This window comes from Sphingobacterium sp. UBA2480, assembly GCF_002341965.1.
In the GTDB taxonomy this organism is placed as follows: domain Bacteria; phylum Bacteroidota; class Bacteroidia; order Sphingobacteriales; family Sphingobacteriaceae; genus Sphingobacterium; species Sphingobacterium multivorum.
On sequence record NZ_DDPA01000008.1, the window covers coordinates 206075 to 226641 of the forward strand.

At 41.1% G+C, this 20567-nt stretch carries 11 protein-coding genes and 1 tRNA gene; 8 read left to right on the top strand and 4 right to left on the bottom strand.

Annotated features, from left to right (window positions below; genetic code table 11):
* The first annotated feature begins 219 nt into the window (after positions 1-219).
* From B3600_RS19685 to B3600_RS19715, 7 genes are all read left to right on the top strand, one after another.
* A complete protein-coding gene (locus B3600_RS19685) occupies positions 220-1665 on the top strand; it encodes a glycosyltransferase (RefSeq protein ID WP_201303443.1) in 1446 nt (481 codons plus the stop codon).
* Between the two features lie 34 nt (positions 1666-1699).
* Complete coding sequence (locus B3600_RS19690) at positions 1700-3001, top strand: nucleotide sugar dehydrogenase (RefSeq protein ID WP_286754148.1); 1302 nt, start codon at positions 1700-1702, stop codon at positions 2999-3001.
* Between the two features lie 210 nt (positions 3002-3211).
* Complete coding sequence (locus B3600_RS19695; RefSeq protein ID WP_286754149.1) at positions 3212-3754, top strand: RNA polymerase sigma factor; 543 nt, start codon at positions 3212-3214, stop codon at positions 3752-3754.
* Between the two features lie 141 nt (positions 3755-3895).
* On the top strand, positions 3896-5020 hold the full coding sequence (locus tag B3600_RS19700) for a FecR family protein (protein ID WP_286754150.1): 1125 nt from the start codon (positions 3896-3898) through the stop codon (positions 5018-5020).
* Between the two features lie 237 nt (positions 5021-5257).
* Positions 5258-8656 carry a TonB-dependent receptor gene (locus B3600_RS19705; RefSeq protein WP_286754151.1) on the top strand — a complete coding sequence of 1133 codons (3399 nt, stop codon included), beginning with the start codon at positions 5258-5260 and terminating at the stop codon, positions 8654-8656.
* A gap of 11 nt (positions 8657-8667) precedes the next feature.
* Positions 8668-10473, top strand: a complete 1806-nt coding sequence (locus B3600_RS19710) for a RagB/SusD family nutrient uptake outer membrane protein (RefSeq protein ID WP_286754152.1) — start codon at positions 8668-8670, stop codon at positions 10471-10473.
* A 63-nt stretch (positions 10474-10536) separates the two neighbouring features.
* Positions 10537-12918, top strand: coding sequence for a PQQ-binding-like beta-propeller repeat protein (locus tag B3600_RS19715; RefSeq protein ID WP_286754153.1), 2382 nt, complete (start codon positions 10537-10539; stop codon positions 12916-12918).
* Positions 12919-13122: 204 nt separating this feature from the next.
* On the opposite strand, the gene B3600_RS19720 is transcribed toward B3600_RS19715, so the two are convergent.
* From B3600_RS19720 to B3600_RS19730, 3 genes are all read right to left on the bottom strand, one after another.
* A complete protein-coding gene (locus B3600_RS19720; RefSeq protein WP_046672629.1) occupies positions 13123-13758 on the bottom strand; it encodes a carbonic anhydrase family protein in 636 nt (211 codons plus the stop codon).
* Between the two features lie 82 nt (positions 13759-13840).
* Positions 13841-14827: a phosphotransferase gene (locus tag B3600_RS19725; RefSeq protein WP_349676823.1), complete on the bottom strand. Its 987-nt coding sequence runs from the start codon at positions 14825-14827 to the stop codon at positions 13841-13843.
* A 288-nt stretch (positions 14828-15115) separates the two neighbouring features.
* Positions 15116-15187: transfer RNA gene (locus tag B3600_RS19730), tRNA-Glu, on the bottom strand.
* A gap of 140 nt (positions 15188-15327) precedes the next feature.
* Between B3600_RS19730 and B3600_RS19735 the strand changes: the two genes are divergently transcribed.
* Positions 15328-17844 carry a family 20 glycosylhydrolase gene (locus tag B3600_RS19735; RefSeq protein WP_286754154.1) on the top strand — a complete coding sequence of 839 codons (2517 nt, stop codon included), beginning with the start codon at positions 15328-15330 and terminating at the stop codon, positions 17842-17844.
* A gap of 187 nt (positions 17845-18031) precedes the next feature.
* Here the strand turns inward: B3600_RS19735 and B3600_RS19740 are convergent, their stop codons facing one another.
* The gene (locus tag B3600_RS19740; RefSeq protein ID WP_286754155.1) at positions 18032-20521 is read right to left on the bottom strand and encodes a TonB-dependent receptor; all 2490 of its coding nucleotides are present in this window, start codon (positions 20519-20521) and stop codon (positions 18032-18034) included.
* Positions 20522-20567: the final 46 nt, after the last annotated feature.

Consider the following 20567-nt stretch of genomic DNA (forward strand, 5'->3'; position numbering starts at 1 on the left):
CTGTTACAATAAAATCACAAAACACTACAAATCAACAGATTAATTACTTATTATTTGTATCAAGAACGTTACAATCAGAAGGGATTGCGTATTTTTGGCATGAAATAAAGGCATGTCTTTTGCGTTTATGGAATCGTAATATTTTCATTACAAAAGATACCGACAGCGGTATCTCTTTAAACATTGAACGAAAGAATGTATATCTAAAATAGAACGGTTATGAATTACATGAAAGACAACTCGATCGTATCCAAGCAGATGGCCAAACAATGGAAGCCTGCGGTATATGATGTAAATGCAGGAGAAAAGCGATCTGATCATACAGTGAGCAAAAACGAGGAAAGCAACTTTGGTCCAAAAGAATATGGTATTTTTGGAGCCACTTTTTTTATACTATTTGCGTCAGTTTTTGGCGTATACATGCTTCAACCAGATTTTGATGCATTACGTTTCCAACGTTTAGACAGCATCGGCGGAACATTTTTAATTGCGTTGGGAATATTTCTAGCTGTTGTTGCTATCAGCTTTTTGATTTTTTTGATTGTACTGCATCGTAAATATAAACCCATTGCTTCAGTATCGGACGATGAGCTACCGACTTGTACGATTATCGTCCCAGCTTATAACGAAGGACAATTAGTTTATGATACCTTACATAGTTTGGCTAGCAGCGATTATCCGGAGAAGAAATTGCAGATTATTGCAATCGACGACGGTAGTAAAGATAATACCTTTGCTTGGATACAACGTGCCAAAATGGAATTGGGCGATCGTGTTGAAATTTATCAGCAGCCCAAGAATATGGGTAAGAGACATGCCTTGTACCGTGGATTTAAGTTAGGTACGGGAGAGATTTTCATCACGGTTGATAGTGACTCTATTGTTAAAAAGGATACCATACGTAATATGGCGAGTCCATTTGTAACAAACAAGGAATGTGGGGCAGTTGCGGGTAATGTGCGTGTATTGAATACTAAAAAAGCGATTATACCGCGTATGTTAAATGTGAGCTTCGTATTCAGCTTTGAGTTTGTACGTTCTGCACAAAGTATGTTGGGTACGGTAATGTGTACACCAGGAGCATTATCTGGCTATCGTAAAGAGGCTGTCATGAACTGTTTGGAAGATTGGATTAACCAGACTTTTATGGGACAACCGTCTGATATCGGTGAAGATCGCGCGATGACCAATATGATCCTGAAACAGGGGTATCATGTTTTATTTCAATCCAACGCATACGTTTATACCGACACACCTGTACGTTACAAAAATCTGTACAAGATGTTTATCCGTTGGGAACGAAGCAACGTGCGTGAAAACATTGCGATGAGTCAATTTGCCTTTAAAAATTTCCGTCAGGGACCTAAATGGGGAGCACGTATCTTATTGCTTATGCAATGGAAAAAAGTGTTATTGTCTTATCCGATGATGTTGCTGATGCTATGGACCGTATTTCATTATCCACTGATGTTCTTAAGCTCAACATTGGTCGGTATCTTAATATTTTCCAGCGTCCAGGCCTATTTCTTTGCTTCCAAAAACTCGGATGCCAAAGAAGCTTTCTGGGCTTATAGTTACAGTATATTTTATGCTTTCAGCTTATTCTGGATTACACCGTATGCTATAGCGACAGCTGGACGCAGAGGTTGGTTGACAAGGGGTTAAAATTAACGCAAAGAACGTATATTTACAGCTATATATGAGAGATTTTAAGGTAAAAAAGATTGCCATCATTGGTCAAGGGTATGTGGGATTACCATTAGCAATAGCATTTTCCGATTTTTTTCCGGTGATTGGATTTGACATAAATAAAATACGAATTGAAGAACTTAAGCAGGGGCTGGACCGCACCTTAGAAACGGATCAAAAGGAGTTGAAACGAGCGCGAGAATTATTCCATATGTCTAACCGAAGCAAAGGTTATGATGCAAGTAATTCTACCGCTGATATTGCGGATGCAAATGTGTATATCGTCACTGTTCCAACTCCGATAGACCGTTATAATTCACCAGACTTGTCACCCTTGTTGAAGGCTTCCAAAATGATTGGCGAACTTTTAACAGTAGGTGATCTGGTGATCTATGAATCTACCGTCTATCCTGGTTGTACTGAAGAAGAGTGTATACCTGTTTTGGAAAGTTGCTCGGGATTAAAATTTAACCAAGATTTTTTTGTTGGTTATTCACCAGAACGTATTAATCCAGGCGATAAAGTAAATTCACTTCAAAAGGTCATGAAAGTGACTTCTGGAAGTACACCTGAGGCAGGATTGGTGGTAGATGGACTTTATAAGAATATTATTGAAGCCGGGACACATTTGGCGCCCTCAATCAAAGTTGCCGAAGCTGCCAAGGTGATCGAAAATGCGCAGCGCGATGTAAATATCTCCTTTATGAATGAGCTCGCGCTAATCTTCGACCGTGTAGGAATAGATACACAGGATGTGTTAGATGCTGCGGGCACAAAATATAATTTTCTACGTTTTAAACCAGGGCTAGTGGGCGGTCATTGTATTTCTGTAGACCCCTACTACCTCGCTCAAAAAGCAACACAGCTTGGTTATCACCCGCATGTTATTCTCTCAGGAAGAGAGGTGAATGATCACATCGCCTCCTTCATCGCATCAAAAGTGGTGAAATTGATGATTCAGAAAAACATCAAATTTGAAGGGGCAAAAGCGTTAGTATTGGGCATCACCTTCAAAGAAAACTGTCCTGATATCAGAAATAGTAAAGTTATAGATATGATTCAGGATCTTCAAGAATTTGGTCTAAAAGTCGACATTTATGATCCATGGGTCAATAGAGATGAAGTGAAATCACATTTTAATTTAAAACTATTATCGGATCTTCCCGAATCTGCAGATTATGACAGTGTTATTCTAGCTGTGGGACACAGAGAGTTCTTACATTTAGATCTCAATAATTTAAAAAAGAACCCATCCGTTGTTTTTGATATCAAGGGCATACTCGACAGAAAATTAGTAGATGCCCGCTTGTAGCGATTGGTTTTAATTATATTGAATACTTTCTCAGATCTTGATCTACTTAAATTCCCAGCAAGTAGATCAAGATTTTTTGTTACCTAGCATCTTGCGCAATCGTTTGATTTAAAAAAACATTATCAAATGTTTTGTTTTTAATACTAACTTAACACCACAATTATAAATTTGGCCTAATTAAACTAAGGGAGTACACAAATTGCGGTAATTATGGAACAGTTAGATGACACCGTGCTATTCGTTGGGATACAAGCCAATGACCGTCATGCTTTTTCGGAATTAGTCAATCGCTATTCTGCTATACTTTTTCGATTTATACAACGCCGTGTTTCCTGTGTTGAAGACTGTGAAGATATCCTGCAGGAGGTATTTGTTGCCCTTTGGAACAATAGACACAAAATCAGCATTGAATATTCGCTTTATCCGTATCTTTTTAAAACAGCCAAATACAAAATCATTGACTGGACTATTCATGAACAAAGGAAAGTTGCCCGTGCAGAAAACCTCACCCAGACCTTCCAAACACAAGCTTTAACTACGACATCTGAAGAAGAACTATTAGCAAAGGAACTTGCTGTACTTATCGAGCAAGAAGTTGACAAGATGCCTTCAACGATGCGGTCTGCTTTCTCGCTTAGCAGAAAAGAATCCATGTCTATTAAAGATATCGCTACAGAGCTTGCTCTATCAGAACAAACCGTGAAAAACAATATATCATTGGCTCTAGGCTGGCTCAAGCTTCGATTTAAATAGTGGCAACGCTATATGAACTTCTCTCATGTAGTCTCATTTTTCCAATAGTCTCATCATTTAAATCAACTGGAATACAATAACTTATATTTTTTTTGATTTTTCTTCGGTACTTCTCTTCGCATAAAGAGATTATAGGTTTGTATGAAGGAACAAGAATCATCAGATCAAGCCAAAGCCTTGCTTAAAAAATACTTGGAAGGCCAATGTACAGCTGCGGAAGAACAACAGGTACTCCGTTGGTTCTATACATTGGATCAATCCGATAAAGAGCAATCTCAGGAAGAGCGGCCAGCGGACGAAATTCCGCCCCACCTAGCGTCGCGCATCAATGCTAGATTAGACGCCCGGCTATTTGATGAGCAAACCCCTATCAAACGACTGAGCTGGATACGATCCAAATGGATGGTTGCTGCTATGCTTATCGCCATTTCGGGATTTAGCTTCTGGTTCTATCAAAAATTATCTTCAAAAGCCGAGATACCGCTTACATTAGCGGCTGAGGTGCGTTCCCACAATAAGACTTTTCACAATGATATCCTTCCAGGGGGGCATTATGCAAAACTAATAACACCGACAGGAAAAGAGCAGCAGCTGGCAGATCCATTTGTTCAGCAGCATAATTCGACGACAGAAATAGCGGGTAAAAACTTCCGGGTTGATGTGCCAAAGGCCGGTACCTATATGGTCATTTTAGAAGATGGTACAAAAGTATGGCTCAATTCGCTCACACAGCTTTCTTACCCGACACATTTTGAAGCAGATCAACGTCAAGTTACATTAACGGGAGAAGCTTATTTTAAAGTCGCGAAGGATGCCAGCCGACCTTTCCGCATCCATGCCAATGGCACAACGATCGAGGTCCTGGGAACCACATTCAATGTCAACGCTTATCAAAATGAAGTGTCCACCTCACTCGTAGAGGGAAGTGTAAAAGTCCTTAAAGAGGGTAAGCAGACCATTATTAAACCCGGTGAGCAAGCGACAACATTGGCAAATGATATTCAGGTCAAAGTAAGTGATCTAGCAAAAAATACCGCATGGCAGCGCGAAGAATTTTATTTCGACGGCAACAATTTCAACGATATCACGCAGCAAATTGCACGATGGTATAATGTTGAATTTATAAATATCGAAGCCATCAATACCCCTTCTACGTACAGAGGTTCCATTAGCAGAAACAGTAAGCTTTCGGAAGTTTTAGAAATCCTGGCTTTAGCGACAGGGCGAAAATTCGACATTAACGGAAGGAAAGTAATAGTACAATGAAATTGATTATCTACCTTAAAAATTTATCTATGGCATAAACCTCGACTTATCGCCTGGCAATAACAAAAGAAGGGGATGTTGACGCATCCCCAGTTAAATCCAAGGCTTATTTTACTGATTACCAACAGAAATTTAAAACCTCAAAAATCATTCTAATTTATGAATTTTTTTTCTCCAATGAAAAGGCAGGAGAAAACACGGGAATTCCGGGTGCCTCCAGCCTTTAAAACTTTATGTATGATAAAGTTAAGCACTCTTTCTTTGCTTTCCCTTGCTTTGGGAGCACATGCTTCGGGAACTGCACAAACAGTCAATCTCTCCTTAAAGAAGGTAAAGGTTGAGAAAGTCTTACAAGAAATTTCTAAGCAAACCGACTTACGATTTTTTTATGATGAAAAACTGCTGGATAATCTGCAGCCCATCAGTGTGGACGCAAATCACGCTTCCATTTCGCAAGTGCTGTCCAAAGCACTGAAAGGACAGAATCTAAGCTTTCAGATTCTCAACAACACCATCGTAATTTCCGAAAAACAACGTACAGATATCGAAATTACAGGTACAGTTCGCGATGCGCAATCAGCACTTGCCGGTGTAACGGTATCTGTGGAGGGAAATTCCGCATTATCTACAAAAACAGATGCCAACGGACATTTTTCGCTCCGTATACCCGAGAAAGCGGTGCTGACATTTCAGTATATGGGCTACACAACAGAGCGTATACAGGTGGGAAATCAACGCACATTGAATGTGACTTTACAAACGAGCACCTCACAATTAGATGAGGTGGTGGTCGTGGGTTATGGTACACAACGAAAAATCAATTTAACGGGCGCTGTTGACCAGATTTCTGCCAAAGAAATTGAAAATCGACCTGTTACCAATTTAGGTGCTGCCTTGCAGGGATTGATTCCCAACTTGAACATCACCAACGCCAGTGGTAACCCTTCGCAAAGTGCAAAATTCAATATTCGGGGTATTACTTCAATCAATGGCGGTGAGCCGCTTATATTAGTAGACAACATTCCTGTTACTGGCGATGAGCTCGCAAGACTCAATCCAAATGATTTTGAAAATGTATCGGTGTTAAAAGATGCGGCCTCGGCTGCTATCTATGGCGCCCGTGGCGCATTCGGTGTAGTTCTTGTAACAACCAAATCTGCCAAGTCCGAAAAACTTCAAGTGAACGTGGGGATGAGTACGCAATGGCGCACCACAGGTAAATTGCCTGAGATTGTCACAGATCCACTTACCGTGATGCAATATAAACACGATGCAGCTTACCCGCTGTATGATTTGTATCCGGATGCCGTACGTGAATATGCGAAAAAGCTTCAGCAGGACCCTAGTTTACCGAACACGATCCTAGACCCTACAAACCCAGAGAAATGGGCTTACTATGGTCAAACTGACTGGATGAAGGAAGCCTATAAAAAATTGGCTCCAACCAATACGCTCAACTTGAGCTTGGGTAAAAGAACGGACAAATTAAGCTACTTATTTTCTGGTGAATACTATAAGCTCGACGGTGCCCTAAAATATGGGAATGACAAACTTAACCGTTATAATGTCCGCAATAAAATGGATATGCAAGTCACTCCTTGGTTGAACTTCGGAAATAATACGATATTAACAAGCCGACAATATGAAGCGCCTGTTTTTATGAGCGGAGATTTCTTCTGGAATGTGAACCGCACCCCGTCTTTGGATGTTCCTAAAAATCCGGACGGTAGCTGGACCCAATCAGGGGCTAGTTTATTAGGACTATTACAAGAAGGAGGACGAAGAAAAGAAAACATCAACGAGTTCCAAACGACATTCAATGCCAAAGCAGATCTGATCAAAAACATATGGACAGCCAATGCAGATGTTACTTTCCGTCGTTCCTTTGGTGTAATCGATGGTTATAATCGTCCTGTACAGTACAAGACGGGGCCGAATGCTACGCCTCAATATGCTGGTGGAACTGTACCTTCCGCATACAAACAGCAGGAAAACACCCGATATGATGTAATCAACGTGTATACACAATATACACAACAGTTTAATGACCACCATGTCAGCGCCCTAGTCGGTTATAACCAAGAATATCGGAATACCGAAAAGAATTACGCGCTTAAAAATGGTCTTTATTCGGCTGATATACCATCCATCGGTTTAGGTAGTGGAGCGACAACAGTTACCCATAGTATCGACGATTATGCACTGCAAGGGGTATTTTATCGCCTGAACTATGATTATAAAGGGCGTTACCTTATTGAATCAAATGGCCGTCTGGACGGTTCTTCGCGCTTTCCAAAGGGTGACCGCTGGGGATTTTTCCCGTCGGTATCAGCGGGATGGGTACTTTCTGAAGAGCAATTCTTTAGCCCGCTCAAATCTGCGATCAACTTCTTAAAACTTCGGGGTTCTTACGGTCAATTGGGTAACCAAACCGTCTATGACCAGGCTATGAATCCACTAAGTTACCCTTATTTGCCATCTATGGCAGTCGATAATGGTATTCCTCGCGTTATTGAAGGTAATCGTCCGATATCCCTTAACCCACCATTAGTCGTGGCCAAGTCCTTAACCTGGGAACGTATTTCAACAATCAACGGCGGTATTGACCTGAATGTACTCAACAACCGCCTGAGTACGACATTTGATATTTACAAACGTACCAACGAGGGGATGTTAATCCCAGGAAGAACGCTTCCCGGGGCTTTTGGAGCTGACGCGCCGAACTTCAATGCGGCCGACATGAAGACAAATGGTTGGGATTTACGCATTAGCTGGAAAGATAAGTTCGACCTGGCTGGATCGCCATTCCATTACAACGCTACATTTACACTGGCAAACAGCAAAGCTACCATTACCAAATTTGATAATCCAACGGGCGATATCAGACAACATTATGCCGGACAGCGCATCGGTGAGATATGGGGCCTTCAAGCAGATGGTTTCTTCCAAAATGAGGATGAGCTAGCTAAACTGAACCAAACCGACGTGGGAACGGACGATCAACAATATAAATTCTACGTTGGAGACATTAAGTTCAAGGATATCGCGGGAGGGCCAGATGGAGGGCCTGACGGAAAGATCACGAAAGGAAAACAAACGCTTGCTGACCATGGTGACCTCAAGATTCTAGGCAACTCGGAAGTTCAATATCCATATAGCTTTGACCTATCAGGGTCATGGAAAGGTTTTGACCTACGCGTATTTCTTCAAGGTGTCGGAAAAAGAGACTGGTATCCACCGGGCAGCCAAATCTATTTCTGGGGAATTTATGCACAACCCTGGACGAATGTGACCAAGCAAAACTTAGACCATTGGACTCCAGACAATAGAGATGGGTATTTTCCACGGATAAAATCGTACAGTGCAGAAGATACGGGGGAAGAACTCGGCATGCCGAATACACGTTACTTGCAGAATGCAGCTTATTTAAGGGTAAAAAACATCACTTTCGGCTATAGCCTTTCGCAGAATTTTACAAAAAGAATTGGATTACAGGCCGTGCGCTTCTATGTAAGTGGCGAGAATCTATTTGAACGCTCAGGGCTTAAAGTAAGCATAGACCCAGAAGCTCTAGGAAGCACACGAGTATATCCTTTCCAACGCACTTATGCATTTGGATTAAATGTTAAGTTTTAATACGCATATTCATGAAAATATTTCACTATACTACACTAGCATTGTCTTTGTCACTACTGACAATAAGCTGTAATAAAGACTTTTTGGATCGTAGCAACAAGACTGCTGTGACAGACCAAAATTTCTTTAAAACGCCGGAAGATCTCAAAACCTATACCAATGGCTTTTATCGATTTATGGGCGCATCATATGACGACATCTTCTCAGATAATATTGGTGGATTCACAGGAAGCAGCTCAACCAACAATATGCTCCGTGGTACGCTAACACAAGGCAACGCATCTGGCTGGACCGATGAATGGAAAAATTTACGCCGCATCAACTATATGATGGATCACCTTGGTACTGTAACCGGCGATCAGGCACAAATAGACCATTATGTTGGCATCGCCCGTTTCTTTCGTGCCTACATCTACTTTAATTTAGTGCGCGATTACAACAATGTTCCTTGGTATGACACGGCTTTGGGTGCTGAGGACGAAGCGATGTACAAGGACCAGGATTCGCGCGAGGTTGTTGTTAAACATATGATGGAGGATCTTGAATTTGCCGCAGCCAATATCAGAGAAGATAAAGTGGCCGGTAATTTCAAAGAACGTGTAACACAAGGCGCTGCATTAACACTGTTAGCTCGCATTGCCTTGCACGAAGGAACATTCCGTAAATACCACGAGGAGTTGAATTTACAAGCTACAGCAGATGAGTTCCTAAAGAGAGCCGTTTCAGCATCCCAAGAAGTTATCAATTCTGGGAAATATAAAATTCATAACACCGGCGCCAAAGAAGTTGACTTTAGAACATTGTTCAGCAGCAACAATCTATCGTCGAATGCAGAAGCGATTTTTATCCAAAAGAATGACCGTTCACTGGGTATTGCAAACAATTCACACACCGTATTGGACTGGCAATGGGCGTTAAGCGGAGAATTAATGGAAGAATTTCTAACAGCTGACGGGAAATCCTTTACATCAACTCCGGATTACAAAACGAAAACCTTTACGCAAATATTTCAGAACAGGGATCCTCGCCTGGCTGAAACCATCATGCCTGCCGGGTTTAAAACGGATCCGAATAATCCTACGCCTTATTTAATAAAACCTAGTTTTGGCGGATATCTACAGATTAAGTTCTACCCTAGAGATCCTGCTCTTCGCGGTGGTTGGGTAGCAAACTACACCGATCTTCCTATTATGCGTTATGCCGAAGTATTGCTTATCAATGCCGAAGCTAAAGCCGAATTGGGCACGCTTACACAAGCTGATTTGGATGCAACCGTGAATGTTTTACGTGGGCGCGTCGGTGTACCAGCGTTACAGTTAGCAACAGCCAATGCACAGGTAGATCCTGTTCTTGCGGCACGCTATCCGAACGCTCAAGGGGCCAATAAAGGAGCCTTGTTAGAGATCCGTCGTGAGCGCCGTGTAGAGCTTGCCTGTGAAGGTTTCCGTTTCAACGATGTGCTCCGTTGGAAAACTGGCGACCTACTTGCCGTTGCTCCGCATGGAATCTACGTACCTGCATTAGGTGCCATGGACGTTACCGGTGATGGAAACCCGGATATTGCCATTCTTGAAAATGAGAAAGCAACAGGTCCAATCGACCAGTTACCAGATGCTGTAAAAACCAAACTCGTAAAATATTACCTCGATGGGGGCGCATTTTACCTCAGCAATGGTACTTCGGGATATATTATGATGACTGTTGACCAAAAAAATAAGCGGTCATTTGTCTCGCCAAAATACTATTACAAACCAATCCCATTGGGACAAATAACATTGAATCCTAATCTAAAACAAGTCTTTGGATGGGATAAATAGTTAATAACCTTATTCACTTTTTGCTAGCTCTGAAACCGGAGCTAGCTTTTTTATTTAAACAACATGAAATTATTCCAATTACTTGCCTGCTGTCTTTTGCCAATTCCCGCCCTTTTTGCACAGCAACGCGTCGGTCGGGTTTTTGAAGATCAGCATGCGAATAACCTGTTCGAACAGAACGAGAAGCTGATCGGTGGAGTAGTAGTATCCGATGGCTATGACGTGGTAAAAACCAATAGCGACGGAACGTATACGCTGCCCCATAATCCTAATGCCCGCTTTTTGTCTGTCACTATACCTAGTGGTTACAAGGCTACCAAAACACATTACATCCCTTTGCGCGCGGATGTCAAAAATTTGGACTTCGCTTTAGTTAAAGATGTGGTCCAACAAAATGATTTTCTACGGTTTATCCAAATCACCGACACAGAAACACCTCTATACGGCCCTTGGATTGATAATGTCAGAAACTACGCCAAACAACAGCGTGCAAGTCTGATCATGCATACAGGGGATATCTGCTATGAACCAGGCATGCTTTTTCATGCAAAACAGGTGAACAGTGAACTCATGGGCAGACCGACTTATTATACGGTCGGTAATCATGACCTTGTCAAAGGTGAATATGGTGAGAAGCTATTTGAAGATCTTTTTGGACCGACCTATTACTCATTTGATGCTGGACCGGCCCACTTCGTCGTTACGCCAATGCCAAATGGAGATTATAAACCCAGTTACACTGCTGATCAGATCATCGCCTGGCTCAAAAAAGACCTAGCTGCCATGGATAAGTCCAAGCCGTTGATCTTTATAAACCATGACTTCTTTGTCGGGCCTGACTTTGTACTTAAAGGAGAAAAAGAACAGATTGATTTAAAACAATATAACCTTAAGGCCTGGTTCTATGGACACTGGCACAACAATTTTGTCTTCAAACAAAATGGTGTCTATGTCGTTTGTTCCAATGCCCCCAACAAAGGTGGTATCGATAATTCTGCCGCACAGTTTGTTGTCGTCGATATTGACAAACAAGGAATCAAGAATATCAAGCCGATCTACACAAACTTACGTGACCACGTCCAGTTGGTACGGCCCGTGAGCAATCAGCCGTTAAATGCAGACCAAACACTGCCTATACTGGTCAACGCCTATGATAGTGAGCGACAAATACTGGGTGTAGACCTCACGGTATACGCGCATGAGACCGGAAATCGCATAAGCTCGATTCCGTTGAAAACTGCCGGAGATTGGACATGGCAAGCAAATGTCCCTTTCAAAAAACAAAATCAAAAGGGACAATACGATGCACTTATCACCGTTCGCTACGAGAATGGTGAACAGACCTTAAAGAAAGAAACGTTTAACCTTGCGCCAGCAGAAAATGATAAGATTAAACTACAGTGGTCCGCATCAGTCAATGGAAATATCTGGAAAACAAGTCCACTGGTTGTTGGCGACAAACTTTTTATGGCCACAATGGATGATGCTTTAGGAACCAATCACGCGATCAAAGCCCTGGATAAACGTAGCGGGAAAGTATTGTGGTCTCTGCCAACGATAAATTCTATTAAGCATAGATTGCGTTTCAGCGACGGCATATTATTGGCTACGGATGTTGAAACTAATGTTTATGCCATTGATGCAAATACAGGCAAAGTCCTCTGGACAAAGAAACCTTCGGCTCCAAGTCTCCCGACCTTTGTTTCTGGTGCCGCTCTTGACAAGGACATTTATTATACCGGACTAGGAAAACGCATGTCTGCGATTGATATCCATACGGGTAAACCGTTATGGGAAGGTGTAGAACCTTCAGGGGGAGAAGCTACTCCGGCAGAGCTATCGATTGTCGGTCAGGTTCTTTTAGCTGGATACAACTGGAATGCACTCTGTGCTTATGATATCCATACCGGAAAACTCCTTTGGAAGCGTCAAGAAGATGGTTTACGTTTTAGAACTGGTGGGGTAACCGCTCAAAATGATTACATCTACACGACTGGCCTCAACGGCATCTTTAAGATTGATCTAAAAACAGGAGAAATCATACAAAAGAGCATTAAAACCGACGATTTTAAGGTGATGACTGCGCCAAAAATCGGTGACAACCTTTTGGTTATGCCAACGTCCACCAACGGAATCAAGGCCTATGATCTGCAGACTTTGGAAGAGAAGTGGCATTTTCCCACTGGAGAAGCGCTGGTCTATTCTTCTGCATACAGTAGTCCTGATAACCGTAAGCCGGTCGGTACAGTTGAATCGGCAGTTATTGAAGTCAAAGACAAGTTAGTGTTTGGTGCTTCAGATGGCTATGTCTATGTCCTTAATAAAGCGGGTAAACTCCTATCCAAATTCAACTTGGGTGCCCCTATATTTTCGGACATCACAGTGGATGGAAATTTGATGTATGTGGCTGATTTCGCCGGAAATGTTTCGTGCTTTAAACTCTAGTAGCCTAAATAAAACAAGCGCGGATCTAACTTTCATTTAGGTTAGGTCCGCGCTTACTTTTTCTATTTTTACAAGCGGATGCACATTCCATTTCTGCTCGAGATCAACGAATCGTAGGATGCGTCTGTACCTCATCTTACCTAAAGTCAGCTACGGTCCTCAGTCTTTTATAACCGAAAAAACATGTGCGTCAGTTTCTACAACTTACAACCAACTTACGCTACCGGTCTCGACGTCATAGTTCGCGCCGACAATCTTAATTTTACCCTCTTCCTCAAGTTTACGGAGCGTTGAACTCTGTCTGCGAATGTCACGGATTGCATGTTTAATATTCTGTTGATTTAGTTTTTCAAGCAGTACACTATTTTTAGAAGAACGTTCTTCCCCCTGCTCGATCACTTCATTGATGATCGGATCGAAATGATTAATCAAATGATTTAGGTTGTCCATTCCCATGCCTTCGATCTGCGCAGCATCCAATCCTCCTTTTAATGCCCCACATTTGGTATGCCCCAAAACGACAACAAGCTTAGAACCGGCCACATTGCAACCAAACTCCATCGAACCCAAAATATCTTGATTGACAAAATTTCCGGCAATCCGGATACTGAAGATATCACCCAATCCCTGATCAAATATAAGCTCCGCTGAGGTGCGGCTATCGATGCAGCTTAGCACTACCGCAAATGGCCACTGCCCTTCACGCGTAGCGTTCACCTGTTCGAGTAGATCGCGGTTAGCTTTCAGGTTATTAACAAAACGCTGGTTTCCTTCTTTCAAAAAGTCCAGTGCCTTCTGCGGTGTAATTGTTGATTGTGTTTCGTACGTATGTGCCTTCATAAAATTATATTATTTGGAATATTAAAGGTAAAATTAATACGTTACATTTATATTACCAACAAGACAAAATACGTGTAATAGCCTACATAACCCCAGTGACTTCGTTGTTTGTGTAATAATCCATCCAAGCTTTAATTCTTCCGACAAACATTTTAAGATAATTTTCTGTCAAAAATATGTTGGACCAATCAAATCTTTGTACCTGTACTCCAAGATAAAAAATAAAAATAGAAGCGCCAGCTTTTGGTATTAGCCTGAGCTCTTTTTCAGATAAAGGTCTATTACTTTGGTATCCACGCAGGAAACTTTGGATTTTTAATTCATACTGCTCTTTATCTGATTCTATGAAAAACAGCTGTTTGCAGAAATATCCAACGTCTAAAATTTGCCATCCATTTCCACAAAAGTCAAAGTCAAAAATGGTAATCTCATGCTCGTCTGTAACGGCCATATTATCATACCAGATATCCATATGTATAATTCCGGTTTTTGTATTATCAAAATCTGAATTTTGAAAATTTCTGCCAAACTCCTTGATGAATTCCATTTCTGGCAACTTGTCTGAAAAGAACTGTTTTAAATACGCATAAGGTAATTCTATAAGAGACTTCTTATTGTAAGTCACACGGTTAATATTCTTGTTTTCGGTATGGTTGTGGATATTTGCCATTAGAGAACCTATCCGAAAGCACGTTTCGATGTCCATAAATCGAATTTTCTCCCCTTGAGCAAAGGAAAAAAGTACAACGTATCTGATTCCTTCAGGCGCATTTATTTCTTGAATGAACCCTCCGTCTTTATCTTCAATTGGAAAAGAAACACTTAAATTATTCTTCTTCAATGATTTCAAAAGTTCAAGTTCTTCAATAATTTCGGATTTTGACCGCCAATTATGACTATAAACGCGCAAAACGTATTTCGTTTCGGTGTTGGAAAGAAAATACGTGTGATTCATTCCTGTTCTGAATAAGGAACATTGGTATTTGTCGTCTAGGCCATATCTATTTATCACAAAATCGCCTAATTGTTTGGCAGAAAGAGTAGATGCTATAACAGGAAATGTTGTCATTTTTTTTTCGTTAAATTTATGATTTCGTTGATGAAGGTTGTTTTTTCGAGTACATACGAGCCCCGGTCATTTCCCTTTTTCAATTCTTTTAGGCTCTTTTTTATTTTATTAGTATTCCTGGAGTTATTAACCGCCTTAAGGCTTTAAGCGAATCCTGTATTCCCTACAACTTTTGTCTGTGGCCCACTTCGTTTCTTGAAAGTTCCTATTGGTTTTGTAGATACTCAAAGACAAAAAAAGCTTGCAATATAAATTGCAAGCTTTTTTAAGTTTTAATCTTTCGATCTGTAGCCCGTAGGGGAATCGAACCCCTGTTTCAAGAATGAAAATCTTGCGTCCTAACCCCTAGACGAACGGGCCGTTTTCTGTTTCGGTGTGCAAATATAGAAATATTTATAAATCTGTCAAAATTTTTATCTTTTTTTTATTCATTTTTTTTGAAATAGATCATAAAACCCTCTAAAATAGCTATATTTAAAGTCATTGAAAAAGTAACCAACATGACTAATTTAAAAAAAATCAAAAAACCGCTACTCTATGCCGGACTAGGCTTGGCTTTGTTAAGCCAGGAAGCCTATGCTCAGAAATCGAGTGCAATCGCAGATCAACTGCAACTCACCTGGAAGGTCAAAGACGGAGAGAATATCCGTAAAAATCCGGTATCCACCCTAATTTTAAAAAACAAGGGAAAAAGTGCTGTTCAACTCAACGACTGGAGCCTTTGGTTTAATTTTATCCGATCTATCGACCCCGATAAGGTCGACAAACGTTTTGCGATAGACCACCGAAACGGAGATCTCTTTCAGGTTAGCTTTAAGAAAAATAACTTTTCATTAAATGCGCAAGATACGATCCACATTGATTTTATCACAACCGGACTGGTCAATTATACGGATGGGCCAATTGGTCTATACCTAAAAAATAATAAGACAGGGCTTGCAACAAATATTTCGGATTATTCTGCTGTTAAAATCGCTCCCCAGTCGGACGCTGAAAAAACAGATTACTTTGCTTATAAATACGACCAAAATAAGCTTGTGGAGGGGACAGCAGCACAACATGTCATCCCTTTACCAAGTAATATCAGCATCAATACTAACGAGAAATTCAATCTATCGACAGGTACAAAACTTTTTGTCGATAAGGATTTTGCGAGCGAATCGGACTTTCTGACAAACTTTTTTTCAGCATATTCAGGGATTAAGCTAACGGCTTCATCTAGCCCTCAGGGTGGCATCGAGATTGTCAAAGCAAATAACTTAAAGCCAGAATCCTATCACTTGACGATTGGTGCAAAAGGTATACGAATAGAAGCTTCCGATAAAGCCGGTGCATTTTATGCCATACAATCTTTAAAATCGTTGATCAATCACAATCAATGGAATAAAGCCACAAAATCAATCGCTTTGCCATACGGTAACATTGAAGATAGTCCACGTTATGGCTACCGTGGATTTATGCTGGATGCTGCCCGTAATTTCCATAGCAAAGCCGAGGTTTTAAGAATATTGGATCTCATGGCTTCTTACAAGTTGAACAAATTCCATTTCCACTTCATTGACGACGAAGGTTGGCGATTGGAAATTCCTTCGCTACCTGAATTAACGGCTATCGGAGCCAATCGTTCGGCTAATTTTGAGGATGGAAAAGCGATACAGTCTGCTTATGGTTCTGGAGCGACCACCAAATCGCATCAATTCTACAGTGTTGCTGACTATATTGAAATTTTAAAATATGCACAGGCAAGACATATCGATGTCATACCCGAAGTAGAAACTCCTGGTCATGCGCGTGCAGCGATTAAAGCAATGCGGGCGCGTTTTGCGCATTATTCAAAACTTGGCGATAAACAGAAGGCAGAGGAGTTCTTGCTGGACGATGCTGAGGACAAGTCCGTTTACAACTCTGCACAAAACTGGAATGACAATGTCATGAACCCTGCCCTACCTTCAACCTATCACTTCCTGAGCAAGGTGATCGATGAAATCAAAGCAATACATGATCAAGCTGGAGTTCCGTTGAAAATTATCGATCTGGGAGGCGACGAGACGCCAAGTGGTGTTTGGGAGAAATCGCCCAAGGTATTGGCCTTTATGAAGGAGAATAATATCGCCAATGTACTCGATGTATGGCCACTGTATATTGCCAAAATTAATACCCTTGTTCAAGAAAAAGGATTGACGATGTCGGGATGGGAAGAAATGGGTATGCGCAATAAAGGAAAAGGCATGGTTGTAAATGCCGATCTGGGAAAATCCGGCATCCATTTGAATGTATGGAACAATCTCCCTGGCCAAGGACAGGAAGACCTCGCTTATCGATTGGCAAATGCTGGTTATAAAGTTGTTTACACGAGTGCGGCAAACAACTACCTCGATATGTCTTGGGACCGTGACTTTGCAGATCCAGGACACAGCTGGGTAGGCACGGTTAATCTGAATAGAACCTATTCGTTCTCTCCTGAAAATTTCTTCATCAATCTACGGAAGGATGATACTGGAAAAGATCTTAAACCAGAGGCTTACACCAATAAAGAACAGCTTACAGCCGAAGGGAAGAAAAATCTCCTTGGTATTAAAGGTGCTTTATGGGCAGAAAAGGTATCCACTGATCAACGTCTTGAGGAAATGATATTCCCACGTTTGATAGCGATTGCTGATCGCGCGTGGGCGCCCGAACAAACCTGGGAAAAAGGAAATTCTTTTGACGAGACCACTTATCGCAAATCGTATACCGCCTTTATCAAAAAATTAGGTGAGGATGAATTGAGAAAACTGGATAGGGTAAATGGGGGCTATACCTATCGACTTCCAAAAATTGGGATCAAGAAAGAGGGCAGCCAACTCCTTATCAACACCGATTATCCCGGTTTCAAAGTCTATTATAGCGATAATGGAAGTACGCCAACATTGAAATCAAAAGTGGTTAACGGTCCGATACCTTTCCAGAACGGAAAAAAATACTTATTTAAAGTATTTGATGCCAAAGGACGGTCAGGTGATGTAATCAGCTATTAATTCATCGGGATTCATCATGGTGAACGCTATTGGTGTCGATAACGCCAAAAAAAGCTGCCTAAAATAACATCAGTCGATCCAGCGTCCACTAGATGAAAGGATACTTAAGCTGATAAAAGAAAATAGCAGAAAAATAGGGCTGTCCAACTTCTTTGGACAGCCCTTCTGTTTATATAGACTTATATCTTTAAAACTTATAACTCAATGCAACCGCAGCATTTCTTGGATCAATCTGATTAATAAAACCACCGCGGAAGTATGAATTCAATCCGATCTCATTGGTGATATTATTTACGAAGACTTTCGCATCAAATTTGCGCCATTTGTATCCCACCTGCGCATTTAATGTGGTATATGCTGGCATATTGAAAGGTTCTGTACCATAATATTCGCCGTGCCCATTTGGGGTTAAGCTATATTCATTGACAGGTCGGTCTCCAACATAATAAACTCCGGCACTTAAGCTCAGGTTCCGAAGAGCTCCTTGATTAAATACATATTGTATCCATGCATTTGCCGTATGTTTTGGCGCATTCATCGGTGCCGATCCATCCATATAAGATGGTGAATTTTTATAACGAGCGTCTAAATACGCATAGCCCAACATCACAGTCAAATTTTCCAATACACGGCCGTTCAACTCTGCCTCAATACCGTCGCGCACCAAATCCCCGGCCTTAAAGTATAATCCTGTGGCGACATTCGTGCCTGGTGTATACTCCGCATTCGTCAAGTTTGAGGTATAAATATGGAAATAGGTTAAATTGAAACGTAATCGATTATTCAGCCAATCGGATTTAATTCCACCCTCAAATTGTTCGGTTTTAGAAGCACCTGCCGCTGTACCATCTGTTAAAGGATTTGCCGCATTTCTTAAATTCGTTGAGTTTGTATAAGATCCAAATACGTTGAAATTCTCAAATGGCGTAACAATCACTCCCGCCATTGGATTCCAAGCCGACTCCCTTTTATTACCGTTTGATGTAAAATCTTTTGTTGTAATTTCGGAATAACGTAAACCTAATACAGCCTTAATGTATTTGTTAAATTCAATAACGTCTTGCCCCATAAATCCTATAGAAGAATAATAACTCCGTACAGAAGTTCCTGCTGTATAGGCAATTTGCTTTCCTTTCCGCTGGTTACCCAACGAATCGACGTATACCACTTCCGAAAGATCATTCACCCAATCACCATGGATATCAATAATATCAATTACATTGCTATTTTGATCGGCTTTTTTCAAAAGAACATTTTTCTCCAGTGGACTTAATTTTCCGGCAAAAGAAGTTGTTGTCGCATCAGCAATACGATAGTCCACCCCTGCCTGAACCAAATGTTTTACTTTACCCGTATAAAGATCTTTTCCGATCAAGTCAAACTGGAAAGTTTTATTTTTGTCATCGCGCAGGCTCTTACTCATTGAGCGCGAGAAGGTATTATATTGTTTTGCATCATCTTTAATCAATGAGGAAGATGATGATTGGTTATCAACCTGATAAGATGACGTTGCAATAGAAGCTCGGATGCTCCAGCGATCAGTCAGTTCATGATTGATCTGCGCCATAAAGCTCTTCATCTCTGTATTATTATTATCGGAATTGAAGCCCAAAAACTTATTGTTCGGGATAACATATAGCGCATTCACCCCCTGTGAAGGATTTAAATTGACAGCGGAATTAACCGGCGTGCGATTATCATTAAAATAATCACCCTCCAAAGTAATTGTTGTCTTATCCGTTGGTTTCCAAGCTAACGATGGATTTAAATAAACACGGTTAGAGAATACACTTTTACGGTAGCTATCACTGCGTTCATACGCGCCATCCATTCGAAAAGCAACAGTCTGTTTCTTATCCAGTACCGTTTGGAAATCAAAGGTTGGGCGGAATTGTCCCCAACTTCCTGCACGAACACCCACCTCACCGGAATTCGTGAAATTAGGGGTTTTAGTGACCACATTAATTACACCACCGGCATTACCAATATCGGTAATAACACCCTGTGTAACGGCAGCAGACCCTTTAATCATTTGAATAGACTCCACACCTTGCATATCAACAACTCCAGATGCAGTCTGAAATTGGGAGTCCATCCGCACGCCATTCTTCAATACAGGTACCCCTCTGAACCCACGGGTTGACAAAGATTCTTTAACACCCCCATAAGAACCAAACAAGGTTACACCGGGAATATTTCTTACAGCATCCGTCAAAGTAAGAATACCCTGATCTTGAATTACCTTATTGGAAATGACAGAAATACTCTGAATTTGATCCGAAGGTTTTAATGGCATACGTGTAATCATCTCCAAGCCTTTTGGCTTTTTGTTACGTTCACCAAACACTTCTACCTCATCAATGGCCTGCTCATTGCTCACTAGCGTAATGGGATCAATAATCACTTCAGGGCTTTTCGTGCTAAAAACATAATCGATAACGGTTGTTTGGTAGCCCATGTAGGTGAATTTAATCACCGTATTTTGGTCGATGCCATGCAGTCTAAAATGACCTCTATGGTCCGTACGTACTTTTTTATCTCCGATTGAAACGGTTACTGAACTTAAAGGATTATTTTGTGTATCGACGACTTTACCTTTGACGATTCCCGAAGTTTGACCATATACTGCACCTCCGATTAAAAATGTAGAAGCAAGAGCTAGTAAGTGTTTGTCCATGTTAATAATTTTGGGTAATTATTTTTAATTATTCTAAATAACAACG